The 15,110-nt window shown below is 72.4% G+C and carries 17 protein-coding genes; 7 read left to right on the top strand and 10 right to left on the bottom strand.

All coding sequences use genetic code 11. The annotated features are described in order from the left end of the window. Positions 1–174: 174 nt before the first annotated feature. Positions 175–1,032, top strand: a complete 858-nt coding sequence (locus ACS04_RS05635) for an alpha/beta fold hydrolase (protein ID WP_048475392.1) — start codon at positions 175–177, stop codon at positions 1,030–1,032. A gap of 95 nt (positions 1,033–1,127) precedes the next feature. Further along, entirely contained in the window at positions 1,128–1,280 is a 153-nt protein-coding gene (locus ACS04_RS38580) for a hypothetical protein (RefSeq protein ID WP_099889616.1), read from the top strand. A gap of 88 nt (positions 1,281–1,368) precedes the next feature. On the opposite strand, the gene ACS04_RS05630 is transcribed toward ACS04_RS38580, so the two are convergent. The 4 genes from ACS04_RS05630 to ACS04_RS05615 form a co-directional block, all read right to left on the bottom strand. Continuing rightward, positions 1,369–1,974 (bottom strand): MarC family protein, encoded by a 606-nt coding sequence (locus tag ACS04_RS05630; RefSeq protein WP_048475391.1) that lies wholly within the window; start codon positions 1,972–1,974, stop codon positions 1,369–1,371. 81 nt (positions 1,975–2,055) lie between these two features. After that, positions 2,056–2,922, bottom strand: coding sequence for a PHP domain-containing protein (locus ACS04_RS05625; RefSeq protein WP_048475390.1), 867 nt, complete (start codon positions 2,920–2,922; stop codon positions 2,056–2,058). 107 nt (positions 2,923–3,029) lie between these two features. After that, positions 3,030–3,671: a DUF6758 family protein gene (locus ACS04_RS05620; protein WP_048475389.1), complete on the bottom strand. Its 642-nt coding sequence runs from the start codon at positions 3,669–3,671 to the stop codon at positions 3,030–3,032. Between the two features lie 75 nt (positions 3,672–3,746). Beyond that, entirely contained in the window at positions 3,747–4,331 is a 585-nt protein-coding gene (locus tag ACS04_RS05615) for a suppressor of fused domain protein (RefSeq protein ID WP_048475388.1), read from the bottom strand. Between the two features lie 400 nt (positions 4,332–4,731). On the opposite strand from ACS04_RS05615, the gene ACS04_RS05610 reads away from it, so the two are divergent. After that, positions 4,732–5,847, top strand: coding sequence for a magnesium and cobalt transport protein CorA (locus ACS04_RS05610; protein ID WP_048475387.1), 1,116 nt, complete (start codon positions 4,732–4,734; stop codon positions 5,845–5,847). Between the two features lie 32 nt (positions 5,848–5,879). Next, the gene (locus tag ACS04_RS05605) at positions 5,880–6,392 is read left to right on the top strand and encodes a hypothetical protein (RefSeq protein ID WP_048475386.1); all 513 of its coding nucleotides are present in this window, start codon (positions 5,880–5,882) and stop codon (positions 6,390–6,392) included. 25 nt (positions 6,393–6,417) lie between these two features. Here ACS04_RS05605 and ACS04_RS05600 read toward each other — a convergent pair whose 3' ends face one another. Then, positions 6,418–7,215 carry a hypothetical protein gene (locus tag ACS04_RS05600; RefSeq protein WP_048475385.1) on the bottom strand — a complete coding sequence of 266 codons (798 nt, stop codon included), beginning with the start codon at positions 7,213–7,215 and terminating at the stop codon, positions 6,418–6,420. A gap of 193 nt (positions 7,216–7,408) precedes the next feature. Here ACS04_RS05600 and ACS04_RS05595 point away from each other — a divergent pair, with 193 nt between their 5' ends. From ACS04_RS05595 to ACS04_RS05585, 3 genes are read left to right on the top strand one after another with little or no spacing between them, the layout of a single operon-like run. Beyond that, positions 7,409–8,680: a magnesium transporter MgtE N-terminal domain-containing protein gene (locus ACS04_RS05595; RefSeq protein ID WP_048475384.1), complete on the top strand. Its 1,272-nt coding sequence runs from the start codon at positions 7,409–7,411 to the stop codon at positions 8,678–8,680. Beyond that, a complete protein-coding gene (locus tag ACS04_RS05590) occupies positions 8,670–9,365 on the top strand; it encodes a DUF1003 domain-containing protein (RefSeq protein ID WP_078864467.1) in 696 nt (231 codons plus the stop codon). The genes ACS04_RS05595 and ACS04_RS05590 overlap by 11 nt, the downstream gene beginning before the upstream one ends. 42 nt (positions 9,366–9,407) lie before the next feature. Further along, a complete protein-coding gene (locus ACS04_RS05585) occupies positions 9,408–10,568 on the top strand; it encodes an Mrp/NBP35 family ATP-binding protein (RefSeq protein ID WP_245236290.1) in 1,161 nt (386 codons plus the stop codon). A gap of 84 nt (positions 10,569–10,652) precedes the next feature. Here ACS04_RS05585 and ACS04_RS05580 read toward each other — a convergent pair whose 3' ends face one another. The 5 genes from ACS04_RS05580 to sigE form a co-directional block, all read right to left on the bottom strand. Next, positions 10,653–11,435 carry a hypothetical protein gene (locus tag ACS04_RS05580; protein ID WP_209441633.1) on the bottom strand — a complete coding sequence of 261 codons (783 nt, stop codon included), beginning with the start codon at positions 11,433–11,435 and terminating at the stop codon, positions 10,653–10,655. Positions 11,436–11,585: 150 nt separating this feature from the next. Beyond that, positions 11,586–12,014: a sec-independent translocase gene (locus tag ACS04_RS05575; RefSeq protein WP_048475383.1), complete on the bottom strand. Its 429-nt coding sequence runs from the start codon at positions 12,012–12,014 to the stop codon at positions 11,586–11,588. Between the two features lie 106 nt (positions 12,015–12,120). Beyond that, the gene (locus tag ACS04_RS05570; protein WP_048475382.1) at positions 12,121–13,464 is read right to left on the bottom strand and encodes a S1C family serine protease; all 1,344 of its coding nucleotides are present in this window, start codon (positions 13,462–13,464) and stop codon (positions 12,121–12,123) included. A 127-nt stretch (positions 13,465–13,591) separates the two neighbouring features. Continuing rightward, positions 13,592–14,227, bottom strand: coding sequence for a zf-HC2 domain-containing protein (locus tag ACS04_RS05565; protein ID WP_048475381.1), 636 nt, complete (start codon positions 14,225–14,227; stop codon positions 13,592–13,594). Then, entirely contained in the window at positions 14,224–15,003 is a 780-nt protein-coding gene (sigE, locus tag ACS04_RS05560; protein WP_078864465.1) for an RNA polymerase sigma factor SigE, read from the bottom strand. Before sigE ends, ACS04_RS05565 begins: the two co-directional genes overlap by 4 nt. Positions 15,004–15,110: the final 107 nt, after the last annotated feature.

The following is a 15,110-nucleotide window of genomic DNA, read 5'->3' as shown; positions in this document are numbered from 1 at the left end:
ACACGAAAAACGTCGGTCCCCGAGACCAACCAGGTCTCGGGGACCGACGTCACGCTAGAGCGGCCCGCAATTCGCCAACAGCGTCCCCTTCCGAGGGGGCCGGGCCACCGGCGTTCGCGGACCGTGCACACCGCCCCTACGCGCCGGTAACCCCGGGCCGGTAGCCTCTGGCCCATGAGCAAGCCGCCCCGCCTCACCCTGCCCTCCGGTGCCCGTGCGTACCTCCTGTCCACCGCCCGCGGCGAGTTCGCCGTGCACGAGGCCGGCGAGCCGGTCCGCGGCACCGCCCTGCTGGTCCCGGGGTTCACGGGGAGCAAGGAGGACTTCGTCGGCCTCCTGGAGCCGCTGGCCGCCGCCGGGTACCGGGTGGTCGCGGTCGACGGGCGCGGGCAGCACGAGAGCCCCGGTCCGCGCGAGGAGCCGGCGTACGCGCTGGAGGAGCTGGCGCGGGACGTGCTCGCCCAAGCCGCCGCCGTGGACGGGCGGCCGGTCCACCTGCTCGGCCACTCCCTGGGCGGGCTGATCGCGCGGGCCGCCGTACTGCGCGACGCATCGCCCTTCGCCTCCCTGACCCTGCTGAGCAGCGGACCGGCCGCGATCGCCGAGGACCAGCGGGAGCGTACGAAGCTGCTGGTCGCCGCGTTGGAGGCGATGCGGGAGGACATGCCGGGCGTCTGGACCGCGATGCGGTCCTTCGACCCCGAGGACGCGGTGCCCGACGCCCCCGAACTCGCGGAGTTCCTGCGCGCGCGGTGGCTGGCCACGGTGCCGGAGCAGCTGATCGCCACCGGCCGGATCCTGGTCTCCGAGCCCGACCGGGTGGACGCGCTGAGCGGCGTGGAGCTGCCGAAGCTGGTGCTGTCCGGCGAGGTGGACTACGCGTGGCCGGTCCCGCTCATGGACGAGATGGCGGAGCGGCTGGGGGCGGCCCGGGTGGTCGTGGCGGGTACCGAGCACTCCCCCAATGCGGAGAATCCGCAGGTCACGGCCGGTGCACTGGCCTCGTTCTGGGACTCCCACCCGAGGGGTTAGTTAGCGAGTGAAAAAATTTCCTTAGCGTAGGGAATGTTTGCCTCTTACACTTCGTTGGAACAGTGCAAGGAGAACACTGACGAAGGGAGAAGCACATGCGCTTCGAGATTCTGCGCCTGGACGACGTCGACGGATCGGCCGTGGACAGCACCGTCGTGGACGCGGCCTCCGTCAACCGGATCGTGCAGCAGGCGGCCTCCGTGGGCCAGCGCATTCTGATCCGACCGGCCGAGAGTGCGTCCTCCTGACACTTGTCGCACCCATACGTCGAACGCCCCCGCACCGGATCGGTGCGGGGGCGTTCGCGTGCGCCGGAGCCGGCGGGCCGGTCGGCCCTCAGGCCGTGTGGATGACCTGGAGCACGCCGTTGATGATCTGCTGGACGGCGATCGCGGAGAGCATCATGCCGGCGAGACGCGTCACGAGGACGACGCCGCCGTCCTTGATGATCCGGATGATCACCAGCGAGTAGCGCATGGCGGTCCACAGCACGAGGTGCATGGCGAGGATGGCGAGCCAGACGGAGACCTGCCCGGTGACCCCGTCCGCCTTCTGAACGGCGAGGATGACGGACACAATCGCACCGGGACCTGCCAGCAGCGGCATGCCGAGCGGCACGAGGGCGACGTTCACGTCCTTGGTCTGCTTGGGCTCGTCGTTCTTGCCCGTGAGCAGGTCGAGCGCGATGAGCAGGAGCAGCAGGCCGCCCGCGATCATCAGCGCGGGAACGGAGACGTGCAGGTAGTCCAGGATCTGCTGGCCGCAGATGCCGAAGACGGCGATGACGCCGAAGGCCACGCAGACGGCCTGCCAGGCCATGCGGCGCTGCACCTTGGCGGGTCGGCCCGAGGTCAGGGCGAGGAAGATCGGTGTGATCCCCGGAGGGTCCATAATCACAAAAAGCGTGAGAAAAAGGGATCCGAAGACGGCGAAGTCGAACACAGTGATGCCTTGCAGGAGAGAGGGGTGTTTCGAAGAAAGGAAGAAGGGGCGGTGCGGCGCGCGGGCGCGCCGGGCGGCGCGTTACGCGCCGGTCGCTCCGCCGGCGCCCGGAACGGGGAAGGCCCCCGTCGCGCGGCGCGTGATCTCGCCGTAGATCTCGGGGTCGGTCGTGTACTCCCCGAGGCGGCACGTCTTGCGGCTGCCGTGGTAGTCGCTGGACCCGGTCGTGAGGAGTCCCAGGTCGCCGGCGAGGGCGCGCAGCCGCCCGCGGGTGTCGGGGTCGTGGTCCATGTGGTCCACCTCGATCCCGTCCAGGCCGGCGGACGCGAGCTCGACTATCGCGGACTCGGGGACGCACCGGCCCCGCTTGACGGCGCCGGGGTGGGCGAAGACGGTGACCCCGCCCGCCGCCTTGACCAGGCGGATGGCCTCGAAGGGGTCGAGCTCGTGCTTCTCGGCGTGCGCGCGGCCGCCGTCGGCGAGCCAGTCCGGCGTGAACGCGTCGGACACGGTGGGGACGACGCCCAGCTCGACGAGCGCGGTCGCGATGTGCGGCCGCCCGACCGAGCCGTCGCCCGCGATCCGGGAGACCTGCTCCCAGGTGACGTCGACGCCGAGCTCCCGCAGCTTGCCGATCATGGCGTGGGCGCGGGGGGTGCGGTCGTCGCGGACGAGCTCCCTCTCGCGGGCGAGCTCGGGCTCCTCGGGGTCGAAGAGGTACGCGAGCAGGTGCATCCCGATGCCGTCGAGCCGGCAGGACAGCTCCATGCCGGTGACGAGGGTGAGTCCGTGCGGCAGCGCGGCGAGGGCTTCGGCGTACCCCGCGACGGTGTCGTGGTCGGTCAGCGCGACCACGTCGAGCCCGGCGGCGGCCGCATTGCGGACCAGCTCGGCCGGGGTGTCGGTCCCGTCGGAGGCCGTGGAGTGGGCGTGCAGGTCGATGCGCACGGCCGGTGCTCCAGGGGTCTCGCGGGTACGGGGGGACACCCCAGGATACCGCCCGCCCGCCGTGCGGGCGTCACGCCGCCCGCGAATCCCACCCCTGTGGGCAGGGCCTACGGACCGAGGACGCGGGGGCTCAGGGCGCCGCAGGGCAGGAGTTCGACCTCGGAGCCGGCGTCCCGCAGGTCCGTCAGCACCAGTTCGTCGTACATCAGCAGGCCCGACTGCTCCGGCCAGACGACGGCCCACAGCCACAGCCCGCGCGCCTCGCCCGCGAACACGGCCCGGTCGTCCGGGGCTCCGTTGACGTGCCACAGCGGTGTCGGGCGGCCCGCCGCCACGACCTTGGCGTGCGGCGGCGAGGAGACGTCGATGTACGGGCCGGGGTCGGGGCCGTCGATCCCCGCATACCGCGCGCCAAGGCCGACTCCCAACTCCTCCGCGACCAGCAGCAGCTCGCCGATCCCGCCGAGCGGTCCGGGCCCCGAGCAGGCCACCGCCGTCGCCCTGCCCCCGCTGCGGTCGTCACCGGCCGCCGCCACCCCGGTGAACAGCCACCCCACCGGCAGCGGCCACGGCATCCACACCGGCACCTCCGCCCGGTTCACCACCACGCCCAGGCCTTCGACGCTGGGCGGGATGACGGGTTGCAGGGGGTGGACCGTGCCATGCACCGCGCACTGCCACGAGTCGGAGAAGAGTCCGGGCGCCCTGACCCGGCCACCGCACTTCGGGCATGTTGGTTCGCCCCTCATAAGAAGCCACGCTCCTCCCCGCCCGGCGCCCCGTCAAGACACGATCACCCGTCCGGATGCCCCGGTGGGCGTGTCTCAGTCCAGCGGCACCGCGCCGCGAAGAGGGTCCCGCAGATCCGTGCCGTGCGACAGCCAGCGCTCCTGGAGCGCCGCCGCGCCGTGCACCCGCTTCCAGGCGGCCTCGTTCGCCGTCATCGGCAGCAGGGGGAGGAAGTGCACCGGCTCCATGGGCTCGTCCAGTTCCAGGTCCTCCACCAGACCGCCGGGCTCCGCGACGAGCACGGAGGTGAACGGCGCCCCGTCCCACAGCGGCTCGCCCACGTCGAGCGAGGCGCCGGAGGTTACGACGAGTCCCTCCACCTGCGGCGCCGCGCCCAGCACCGCGAGCGGCCGCAGCACCTTGTCGGTGGGCGCGAGTCCGGCCCGTACGGTCAGCACGAGCTCGGCGCGCGGCCCGCGCAGCGGGTCGGCGACCACGGCGGTCGGGTCGGTCATCGGGTGCGCGGACATGCCGAGGGTCGCGTACCGCACGAGGTCCCCCTCGGTGAAGCGCAGGACCTCGATGCGGTCGGTGCCGAGGAAGGTGACGGCGGCGCGGGCGTCGGGTTCGCCGAGCGCGCTGCGCAGCCGGGCTTCGACGAGAGCCAGAATTTGTGCCATGAACCGAGCATAGAACTCGTATGAGGCGGGTAAAGGGCGGGTCTTGACCATCCGTCGGCTGATAACGTTGACCGCTGGTCGGGGCCACACTCTTGAAGAGCTGTTTCGGGGCAGCCGACGACAGGACGTCCTCCACGGAGGACCGGCCGGAGGAGGTGGGGCTGCAATGGATCGAAGTCGATCGTGCAGTACCAACCGCTCTTCCACTTCCTGTACGGGCACCACGGACGCGTTCCCGCCCGTTTGATCATCTGATCAGTAGAAGAGCGACGGCGGAACTTTGTCCTCCCGTCCTGTTCCTTCCGTCCGCCCCGGGCCTGCCCGCCTGCCGCGGCCGCTGCCATCCGGAAGGGACCTCCCACCCGTACGGCCCGCAGCCGTGCGTGCGAAGGAGCCTGCCATGTCGATGCTGCCCTACCTGCGTGCCGCCGTACGTCCGGCCCTGCGCAGGTCCACCCCGTCCCAGCCCGGCTACGACGCCACCCGTGACCCGTCCGCGAGCAGCGCGGTCGTCGACTGCGCCGTGTACCGCGACGGCCGACGCGCCCTGGGAACGGCCTGTCTGACCCCCCGTGAGGCGATGGCCCGGGTCCGTGAGAGCGGCGGGTTCGCCTGGATCGGCCTGCACGAGCCGACCGAGGCCGAGTTCGCGGGGATCGCCGCCACGTTCGGCCTGCACCCGCTCGCCGTGGAGGACGCGGTGCACGCGCACCAGCGGCCGAAGCTGGAGCGCTACGACGACACGCTCTTCACCGTCTTCAAGACGATCCACTACGTGGACCACGCCGAACTGACCGCCACCAGTGAGGTGGTGGAGACCGGCGAGGTGATGTGCTTCACCGGCCCGGACTTCGTCATCACGGTCCGGCACGGCGGCCAGGGCTCCCTGCGGTCCCTGCGCCACCGCCTCCAGGACGACCCCGAGCTGCTGGCGAAGGGCCCCTCGTCCGTCCTGCACTCCATCGCGGACCACGTGGTCGACGGGTACATCGCGGTCGCGGCGGCCGTGCAGGACGACATCGACGAGGTGGAGAGCGCGGTGTTCGCCCCACCCGCCAAAGGCAGCGCGCGCGGCGGGGACGCGGGCCGCATCTACCAGCTCAAGCGCGAGGTCCTGGAGTTCAAGCGGGCCGTCTCCCCGCTGCTGCGGCCGATGGAGCTGCTGAGCGAGCGGCCGATGCGGCTGGTGGACCCGGACATCCAGAAGTACTTCCGCGATGTCGCCGACCACCTGGCGCGGGTGCACGAGCAGGTCATCGGCTTCGACGAGCTGCTGAACTCGATCCTCCAGGCCAACCTCGCGCAGGCGACGGTCGCCCAGAACGAGGACATGCGCAAGATCACCTCGTGGGCGGCGATCATCGCCGTCCCGACGATGATCTGCGGGGTCTACGGGATGAACTTCGAGCACATGCCCGAGCTCCACTGGCGCTACGGCTACCCGATGGTGATGGCCGCGATCGCCGGAGCCTGCTTCACCATCCACCGCGCGCTGCGCCGCCACGGCTGGCTCTAGGGGCCGGGGGCCACCCCCTTACTCTGGTGCGCATGACTCTCAGCACGCTCGAGCTGGCCCTCGTCGAGGAGGCCACCAAGAAGTCCGGCCTGATCTGGGTCCGCGGCTCCGGGGCCGACCGGGCCCTGTGGCACGCCTGGGTGGACGGCGCGGCCCACGTGCTGGGCGACGGGCCCGGGGAGCAGCCGTTCCCGGGGCTCGCGGACGGCGGGGCCGCAGAGGTGACCGTGCGCAGCAAGGACAAGGGCGGCCGGCTGGTCGCCTGGACCGCGGCCGTACGGGAGCTCGCGCCCCGGGGCGAGGAATGGCAGGCCGCGGTGGCCGAGCTGAAGGGCAAGCGCCTGAACGCGCCCGACTCGGAGGAGATGACCGAGCGGTGGGCGCGCGAGTGCCGGCTGCTGCGGCTGGAGCCGGTGGCGGCGAGCACCGACCTGCCCGGCGGATCGCTGGCCGCGACCCCGCTGGGCTCGCCGGCGGTGACCCGCCGGCCCGTCCCCGCCGGCTTGCCGAAGCTGCTGCTCAAGCGGAAGAAGTCGGCCCGCTAGGGGACGCCCCCAGGGGGCCCGCCGCTTACTTCGTCGGGTTCGAGCCCTGTCCGGAGCCCTTGCCCGGGCTCGGCGACGGGCCGGAGCCCGATCCCGAGTCCTTCGTCGTCGGCATCTGGGTCCCGTAGTCGACGGTCTGGTCCTGGGCGGGCGCCTCCAGCGGGAAGGCCTTGCCCCACTCCGCGAGCTCGACCTGCCCGGCCCCGCCGGCCCGCTCCAGGCGCAGCGGGTACGGGGTCCCCTCCAGCGAGACCGACAGCTTGCCGCCCTTGCCCTTGTCGGCGGTGACCAGCACCGCCGGGGTGTGGCCGACCTTGGTGTAGTCCTCCTGCTTGGCCAGCTTGCCGTCGAGTCCGAGCAGCCCGTCGAGCAGCACGTGCATGTCGGTGAAGCCGCGGAACTGCTTGTACGCGGGGTCGCTCTCGGGGACCTTCACGTACTTGTCGCCCAGCTTGCCGGCCGAGTCCGACTTCCCCCAGAACGCGGCGCTCGCCTTGAGGTAGAGCTGCTCGCCGACCCGCAGCACCTGGAAGGTGTCCTCCTGCGACTTCACCTCGCCGGAGCCGCCGTCCTTCCCCAGCCGCATGTCGAGCGTGAAGGACTTGCCGCCGCTGACCAGCGTGCCGGACAGGTGCACCGACGCGGCGGCGCCGGCCGCGGCCTTCGCCTTGTCCTCGATCTGGTCGGCGGAGAGCTTGCCGACCCCGTTGGTGCCCTCGTCCGGGTCCGCACCGCAGCCCGTGCCGGTGACGGCCAGGCCCGCGAACAGGACACCGACGAAGGCCGCCCGGCGCAGCCGAACGGCGGGGAGGTGGGCGGTCACGGGCAGGTACCTCTCGTCGTGCGTGTCGTCGTTCGTCGTGGAGCAGCAGGCAGCGTACCCGCCGTCGGCTCCGGCGCCGGGCGGGTGGTCCGCCCGTACCCACGGGCGGCCGCCCCACCAGGACGCTCTCGCGCGGCACGGGCTAGCCTGAGGGGCGGCAGGACTGAGGACCGACGCTCTAGGAGGCGCTCGCATGGCTGGTGGCGCCCCGCGGATCTTCGTCTCGCATCTGTCGGGTGTGCCCGTGTTCGACCCCAACGGCGACCAGGTCGGCCGCGTCCGCGACCTCGTCGCGATGCTGCGCGTGGGCGGCCGCCCGCCGCGGCTGCTGGGCCTGGTGGTCGAGGTGGTCAGCCGGCGCCGGATCTTCCTTCCGATGACCCGGGTGACGGGCGTGGAGTCCGGACAGGTCATCACCACCGGCGTCGTCAACATGCGGCGCTTCGAGCAGCGGCCCACCGAGCGCCTGGTCCTCGGCGAACTGCTGGACCGCCGGGTGACGCTGGGGACCACCGGCGAGGAGGTCACCGTCCTCGATGTGGCCATCCAGCAGCTGCCGGCCCGCCGCGACTGGGAGATCGACCGGATCTTCGTGCGCAAGGGCAAGGGCGGCGCGCTGCGCCGGCGCGGCGAGACCCTGACCGTGGAGTGGTCGGCGGTGACCGGCTTCTCGCTGGAGGAGGAGGGCCAGGGCGCGGAGAACCTGGTGGCCACCTTCGAGCAGATGCGCCCGGCCGACGTGGCGAACGTACTGCACCACCTGACGCCCAAGCGGCGGGCCGAGGTGGCCAACGCCCTCGACGACGACCGGCTCGCGGACGTCATGGAGGAGCTGCCCGAGGACGAGCAGGTGGAGATCCTCGGCAAGCTGAAGGAGGAGCGCGCCGCCGACGTCCTGGAGGCGATGGACCCCGACGACGCGGCCGACCTGCTCTCGGAGCTCCCGGAGGACGACAAGGAGCGGCTGCTGACCCTGATGCAGCCGGACGACGCGGCCGACGTGCGCCGCCTCCTTTCGTACGAGGAGAACACCGCGGGCGGTCTGATGACGACGGAGCCGATCGTGCTGCGGCCCGACGCGACGGTCGCCGACGCGCTGGCCCGCGTACGGCAGGCGGACCTGTCGCCGGCGCTGGCCGCGCAGGTGTACGTGTGCCGGCCGCCGGACGAGACGCCCACGGGCAAGTACCTGGGCACGGTGCACTTCCAGCGGCTGCTGCGGGACCCCCCGTTCACGCTGGTCAGCTCGATCGTGGACACGGACCTGCCGCCGCTGCGCCCGGACGCGTCGCTGCCGCAGGTGACCACGCATCTCGCCGCGTACAACATGGTGGCGGTGCCGGTGGTCGACGAGAGCGGCTCGCTGCTGGGCGCGGTGACGGTGGACGACGTACTGGACCACCTGCTGCCCGACGACTGGCGTGAGACGGACTTCCACGCCGAGGAGGTCTCCGATGTCCGGTGAGCGGCGGGGCGGCGGCGAGCCGGGGCGCGACCGGCGCCGCGAGCAGATCCGCGTACGGCGGGAGCTGGCGCGCGAGCACGCCCGCGAGTTCGCGCGCGAGCAGGGGCTGACGGGCCGCGAGGAGGAGAGCGCCGAGCGGCTGCGGTCCAAGGCCGCCGCCGCGACGGGGGCGACCGCGCTGACCCGCTCCCGGGTGCGCCTGGACCAGCCCCGGGCGGACCGGCGGCGGCTGCTCCCGGTGTACGACCCGGAGGCGTTCGGGCGGCTGTCGGAGCGCGTGGCGCGCTTCCTGGGCACGGGCCGGTTCATCGTCTGGATGACGCTGGTCATCATCGTCTGGGTGCTGTGGAACATCTTCGCTCCGGACCACCTGCGGTTCGACGAGTACCCGTTCATCTTCCTGACGCTGATGCTGTCGCTCCAGGCCTCGTACGCCGCCCCGCTGATCCTGCTCGCGCAGAACCGGCAGGACGACCGCGACCGGGTCAACCTGGAGCAGGACCGCAAGCAGAACGAGCGTTCCATCGCCGACACCGAGTACCTGACCCGGGAGATCGCGGCCCTGCGCATGGGCCTGGGCGAGGTCGCGACGCGCGACTGGATCCGGTCGGAGTTCCAGGACCTGATCAAGGAGATGGACGAGCGCCGGCTGTTCCCGGCGGAGAGTGACGAAGGCGACCGCTAGCGGCCTTTCCGGAGGCGGGCTACCGAGCCGTACCATCGGGGCATGGCTACCGACACAAGCTCCGCCGCCGTGCCTGAGCAGGACGCGATCCTCGACGCGCTGGCGACGGTGAACGACCCCGAGATCCACCGGCCGATCACCGAGCTCGGCATGGTCAAATCGGTGGAGATCGGCGACGGCGGCGAGGTCGCGGTCACGGTCTACCTCACGGTGTCGGGCTGTCCCATGCGCGAGACGATCACCAAGAACGTCACCGAGGCCGTCGAGCGGGTCGCGGGCGTGACCTCGGTCGCGGTCACGCTGGACGTGATGAGCGACGAGCAGCGCAAGGACCTGGCGGCCACCCTGCGCGGCGGCACCGCCGAGCGCGAGGTCCCCTTCGCCAAGCCGGGCTCGCTGACCCGCGTCTACGCGGTGGCCTCCGGCAAGGGCGGTGTCGGCAAGTCGTCCGTGACGGTGAACCTGGCAGCGGCGATGGCCGCGGACGGGCTGAAGGTCGGCGTCGTCGACGCGGACATCTACGGCCACAGCGTGCCGCGCATGCTGGGCGTGGCAGGCCGCCCGACCCAGGTCGAGAACATGATCATGCCGCCGTCGGCCCATGGCGTGAAGGTCATCTCCATCGGCATGTTCACCCCGGGCAACGCGCCGGTGGTGTGGCGCGGCCCGATGCTCCACCGGGCGCTCCAGCAGTTCCTGGCGGACGTGTTCTGGGGCGACCTGGACGTGCTGCTGCTGGACCTGCCGCCGGGTACGGGCGACATCGCGATCTCGGTGGCCCAGCTGGTGCCGAACGCGGAGATCCTGGTCGTGACCACCCCGCAGCAGGCGGCGGCCGAGGTGGCGGAGCGGGCCGGCTCGATCGCGGTGCAGACGCACCAGAAGATCGTGGGCGTCGTCGAGAACATGTCCGGGCTGCCGTGCCCGCACTGCGACGAGATGGTCGACGTGTTCGGCTCGGGCGGTGGCCAGAAGGTCGCCGACGGCCTGACGAAGACGGTCGGCGCGACGGTCCCGGTGCTCGGCTCGATCCCGATCGACGTACGGCTGCGCGAGGGCGGCGACGAGGGCAAGCCGGTCGTCCTCTCGGACCCCGACTCCCCGGCCGGCGCGGCGCTGCGCTCCATCGCCGGCAAGCTGGGCGGACGGGCCCGCGGCCTGGCCGGCATGTCGCTGGGCATCACCCCGCGCAACAAGTTCTGATCGCCGCACACGAGGAGGGCACCGCCGACCGGCGGTGCCCTTTCCCGTGTGCGGACCGCGCGTACGCGGACTCCTCGTACGGGGCTACGCGTACGCGGCCAGATCCGCGATCACCGAGAAGCCGAGCCCGTACGCGCTCATCCCGCGCCCGTACGCGCCCAGGTGCACCCCGTCCTTCGTCGACCCGGCCAGGACCCAGCCGAATTCCGACTCGCGGTAGTGGAACGGCGTCGGCTCCCCGTCGACCGGGAGGGACAGCGTCGACCAGTCCGGGCCCGCGAGGTCGTCGGCGAGCTCCCAGGCGGCCTCGGTCTGCTGGTCCAGCCAGTCGTCGCGCAGGGTGTGGTCCATCTGGCCCGGCCAGCTGTACGCCAGCAGCCCCGAGCCGGCCAGCCAGGCGGCCGAGGAGACCGAGGTGGCCTCCAGGACGCCGGTGCCGTCGCTGCTGCGGCGCAGCGGGTTGCTCGCGACGGTGACGACCACCGCGAAGCGCTCCTTCTCCCCGGTGGCCAGCTCGCCGCGCGCGGAGGGCTCGTCGCCGTGGCCGGTGGAGCCGTGCTCGACGGTGCCGTCGGCCCCGGTGCCCACCTGCATGAGCCAGCGCGGGCCGCTGAAGGCCCCGTCCAGCCCGTACCAGGGGAATGTGGCCCGCAGGTAGCCCTCCGCGGTCCGGCGGGCCGCCCGCACGGGCGTGGCGGCCTCCTCGGGCTGCGCGGGCTCGGGCTGCGCGGGCTCCGGCTGCTGGGGTGCGGCGGCCGTCTCGGCCGACGCGGGTTGCGGCTGCGCGGCCGGTGCGGCAGGTGCGGCAGCGGGAGCGGGCGCCTCGGCGGGCTGCACCCCTACCCGGCTACTGCTCGTCGTCTCCATCGATGCGGCCTCTCGTTCCGTGGGGTCCGGAACGCGCCCTCCCCCACATGTCGTCGGGGGGACCCCCACCCTGGGGCGTCCTGGGTCCGGACTCATGGAGGATAGCCACCGGACCCAGAATCGCCCGGAAAGCTCGAAACGAGGGGTGTCTCAGGTGGCGTCGGCGTCGTACGGGGTGCGCTGCTCGGCGGCCGGGGCGGCGGGCTTCTTCAGCAGGTCCGGGCCGGTGGCGGCGGAGGCGGCCGGGGCGGGGTCCGCCGCACGGCTGTTCACGGCGTCGGTGACGTCGTTCAGCTCCTTGCGGAGATCGAAGCTGCTGCGGATCTCCTTCAGGTCCTCGTTCTCGCCCAGCTGCTTGCGCAGGAACGTCTTCGGGTTCAGGTCCTCGAACTCGAAGTCCTTGAACTCGGGACCGAGTTCGGAGCGGATGTCCTGCTTCGCGCTGTCGGAGAACGCGCGGATCTTCCGGATGACCCCGCTGACGTCCTGGATCACCTTGGGGAGCTTGTCCGGACCGAAGATGAGGATGGCGAGCACCACGATCGTGACCAGTTCGAGTGCGCCTATGTCGTTGAACACCTTGCCGCTCCTCGGCTCTTTTCACTTCGGGCCACGACACACGGTACCCGGCCTTGTCGGCGGGCCCGTACATCGGTGCGGCATCGGCCCGGGATTCACCGGCTGGTCATGATCCGTTCGCCGAACCGAGGACCAGTTCCAGGGTGCGCTCCCGGCCGTCGCGCAGGACCGTCAGGGTGAGGGGATCGCCCGGGCGGTGGGCACGGATCTTGATGACGAGTTCGTCGCCGCCGTGCACCCGTACGCCGTCCACCTTGGTGATCACGTCGCCGCCCTGGATTCCCGCCTTGGCCCCAGGCCCGTCGGGGGTGACGGCGGGCTTGCCGCCCTCGCCCTTGGTCCCGACGCGGGCCCCGTCGCCGGTGTACTCCATGTCGAGGGTGACGCCGATGACGGGGTGGGTGGCGCGGCCGGTGCGGATCAGCTCCTCGGCGACGCGCTTGCCCTGGTTGACGGGGATGGCGAAGCCGAGCCCGATGCTGCCGCTCTGCTTGGCCCGCTCTGCGCCATCGGCGCCTGTGTCGGCCCCCCGGATGGCGCTGTTGATGCCGATCACGCGGGCCTTGGCGTCCAGGAGCGGGCCGCCGGAGTTGCCGGGGTTGATGGGGGCGTCGGTCTGGAGGGCGTCGACGTAGCTGATGTCGCTGCCGTCGCCTTTGTCCCCGCCGGCGGTGATGGGCCGGCCGGTGGCGCTGATGATGCCGGCGGTGACGGTGTTGGAGAGGTCGAAGGGGGCGCCGATGGCCACGACCGGGTCGCCGACCTTCACGTTCTCGGAGTTCCCGAGGGAGAGCGGCTTCAGGCCCCGCACGCCGTCGACCTTGACCACGGCCAGGTCGTAGCCGCTGTCGCGGCCGACCAGCTCGGCGGTGACGCTCTCGCCGGTGCTGAAGGTGACCGTTATGTCCTTGGCGTCGGAGACGACGTGGTTGTTGGTGAGGATGTGGCCCTGGCCGTCGAGGACGAACCCGGTTCCGGTACCGCTGCCGGCGCTGCCGCGCACGTGGAGGGTGACGACACCGGGCAGGGCGGTGGCGGCGATCCCGGCCACGCTCTCGGGGGCGCGGTTCTTGCTCTCGACGCCGGCCTGGGGGAGTTCGAGGCGGGTGCTGCTCTGCCGCTCCGCGAGCACGCCGAGCCAGCCGCCGATGCCTCCGGCCAGCAGGGCGATGCCGAGCCCCAGCGCGAGGGCGTGCCGCATCCGTACGAAGTGGCCGGCGCCGGCCGCCTTGCCCCGGTCGGTGACCTGGAGGGGCTGCACTCCCCAGGGGTCGTACCGCACCGCCGCGGCCCCGGGCGCCGGGGGCGCGGGCTCGGCCGACGGAGCGGAGTCCGGCCGCGAGGGCACGGGCCCGGCCGACGCGGTGGGGTCCGCCTGGGCTTCGGCTCGCGGGGCGGCGGGGCGGCTCCACCACTTCGGGGCCGTCTCGGACGGCTGCTGGTCGGCCATGGGCGCTCCCCTGGGGGTCCCCCGGCGGCGCTGGGGGAGGTACCTGTAGCACCGCCGGGCGGCGCATCTGCCGCAGATTCAACCAGGTCCCGCGCCGACCGGGGGCTCCGCCCCCGGTCCCCGTGGCTCAGCGGGTCAGCGAGACCGGGCGGGGCGAGATCGAGGGATGCACCGGGGGAAGGGGAGCCGTGGGGCGCGGGCCCGCCACGAAGCCGGCACCGGGGCCTGGACCGGGAGCCCGGTCGCGGACCACCGCGTCCGTCACCGACACGGCCGGGCCCGGACGCGTCGCCGGGACCTCGCCCCGTACGGTCGGCTCCAGGGAGTCGACCGGCAGCGAGCCGCCCAGCGCGATCGCGGCGAGCGAGACCGCCCCGGCCGCCACGAACGCGAAACGGCGCCGCGGCCGGCCCACCTCGTGGATGCGGAAGCCCTGCTGCGGCGCGGCCGGAGCCACGTACCCGAAGAGCTCCGCGCCCGGCGGGGCCGGCGGACCGGAGGAGGGACCCGAGGGCCCGTCGGGACCGCCGCCCGGCAGCCCTTGCAGGCGGGCCAGCAGCCCGGCCGACAGCGGCGGCGGCGCGCTCTCGACGAACATGCTCTTCAGGCGGCGCTGCGCGTCGGCCTCGGCCTTGCATTTGGCACACGTGGCCAGATGCGCCAGGACCCGCTCGCGCGCGTCATGGCTCAGTTCCCCGTCGACCAGGGCGGCGAGGCGGTCGCCCAGGTGCTGTTCGGCAGGAGAGGGACTGACTCCGCTCACTCGGTTCCGCCCTCTCCCCCGGCACCCGGCGCGCCCACCGCCGCTCCCGCCAGCGCCCGCTGCTCGGCCCGGGCCTCGGGGGACCGGTGCTTGAGAGCCTTGCGCAGGTGCGAGCGGCCCCGGTGGATACGGCTGCGCACGGTGCCGAGCTTCACGCCCAGCGTCGCGGCGATCTCCTCGTACGACAGGCCCTCGATGTCGCACAGCACCACGGCGGCGCGGAACTCGGGCGCGAGGGTGTCCAGCGCCTGCTGCACGTCCGCGTCGAAGTGGGTGTCGTGCAGGACCTGCTGCGGGGACGGCTCACGGCTCGGCAGCCGCTCGGCGGCGTCGTCGGCGAGCGCGTCGAAACGGATCCGCTGCTTGCGGCGGACCATGTCGAGGAAGAGATTGGTGGTGATCCGGTGCAGCCAGCCCTCGAAGGTGCCCGGCGTGTACGTGGACAGCGAACGGAAGACGCGGACGAAGACCTCCTGGGTCAGGTCCTCCGCGTCGTGCTGGTTGCCCGTCAGACGGTAGGCGAGGCGGTAGACCCGCGCACTGTGCGTGCTGACGATCTCCTCCCATGAAGGAGGCGTCCACGCCTGGGTGCCCGCATCGGCGGCAAAGGTCGCGGTGGTTGCGGTGGCAGCGGTGTGGAAGCGGTCAGCAATGTCGGTCACGGATTTCGGCTCGCCCGCCGACCAGAAGAGGCGTCTGAACACGCCCCCACGATCCACAGGCGCAGCCGCACCTCCCCTGTCGGCTCTGGTGGTGTCCAGTGGAGTCCCTACCATAGCCACCCCTCCCGTCAGCTCCGGATAAGCGTTTTTGCAGTAACTTTGCACGTGCCCGCGACGGGCCGGGCCGTCGATCTGCCCACTGCCGCCCCATCTATCCCGGC

Source organism: Streptomyces roseus, from assembly GCF_001044425.1.
Classification (GTDB): Bacteria; Actinomycetota; Actinomycetes; order Streptomycetales; family Streptomycetaceae; genus Streptomyces; species Streptomyces roseus.
This window is presented reverse-complemented; position numbering and strand designations above follow the sequence as displayed.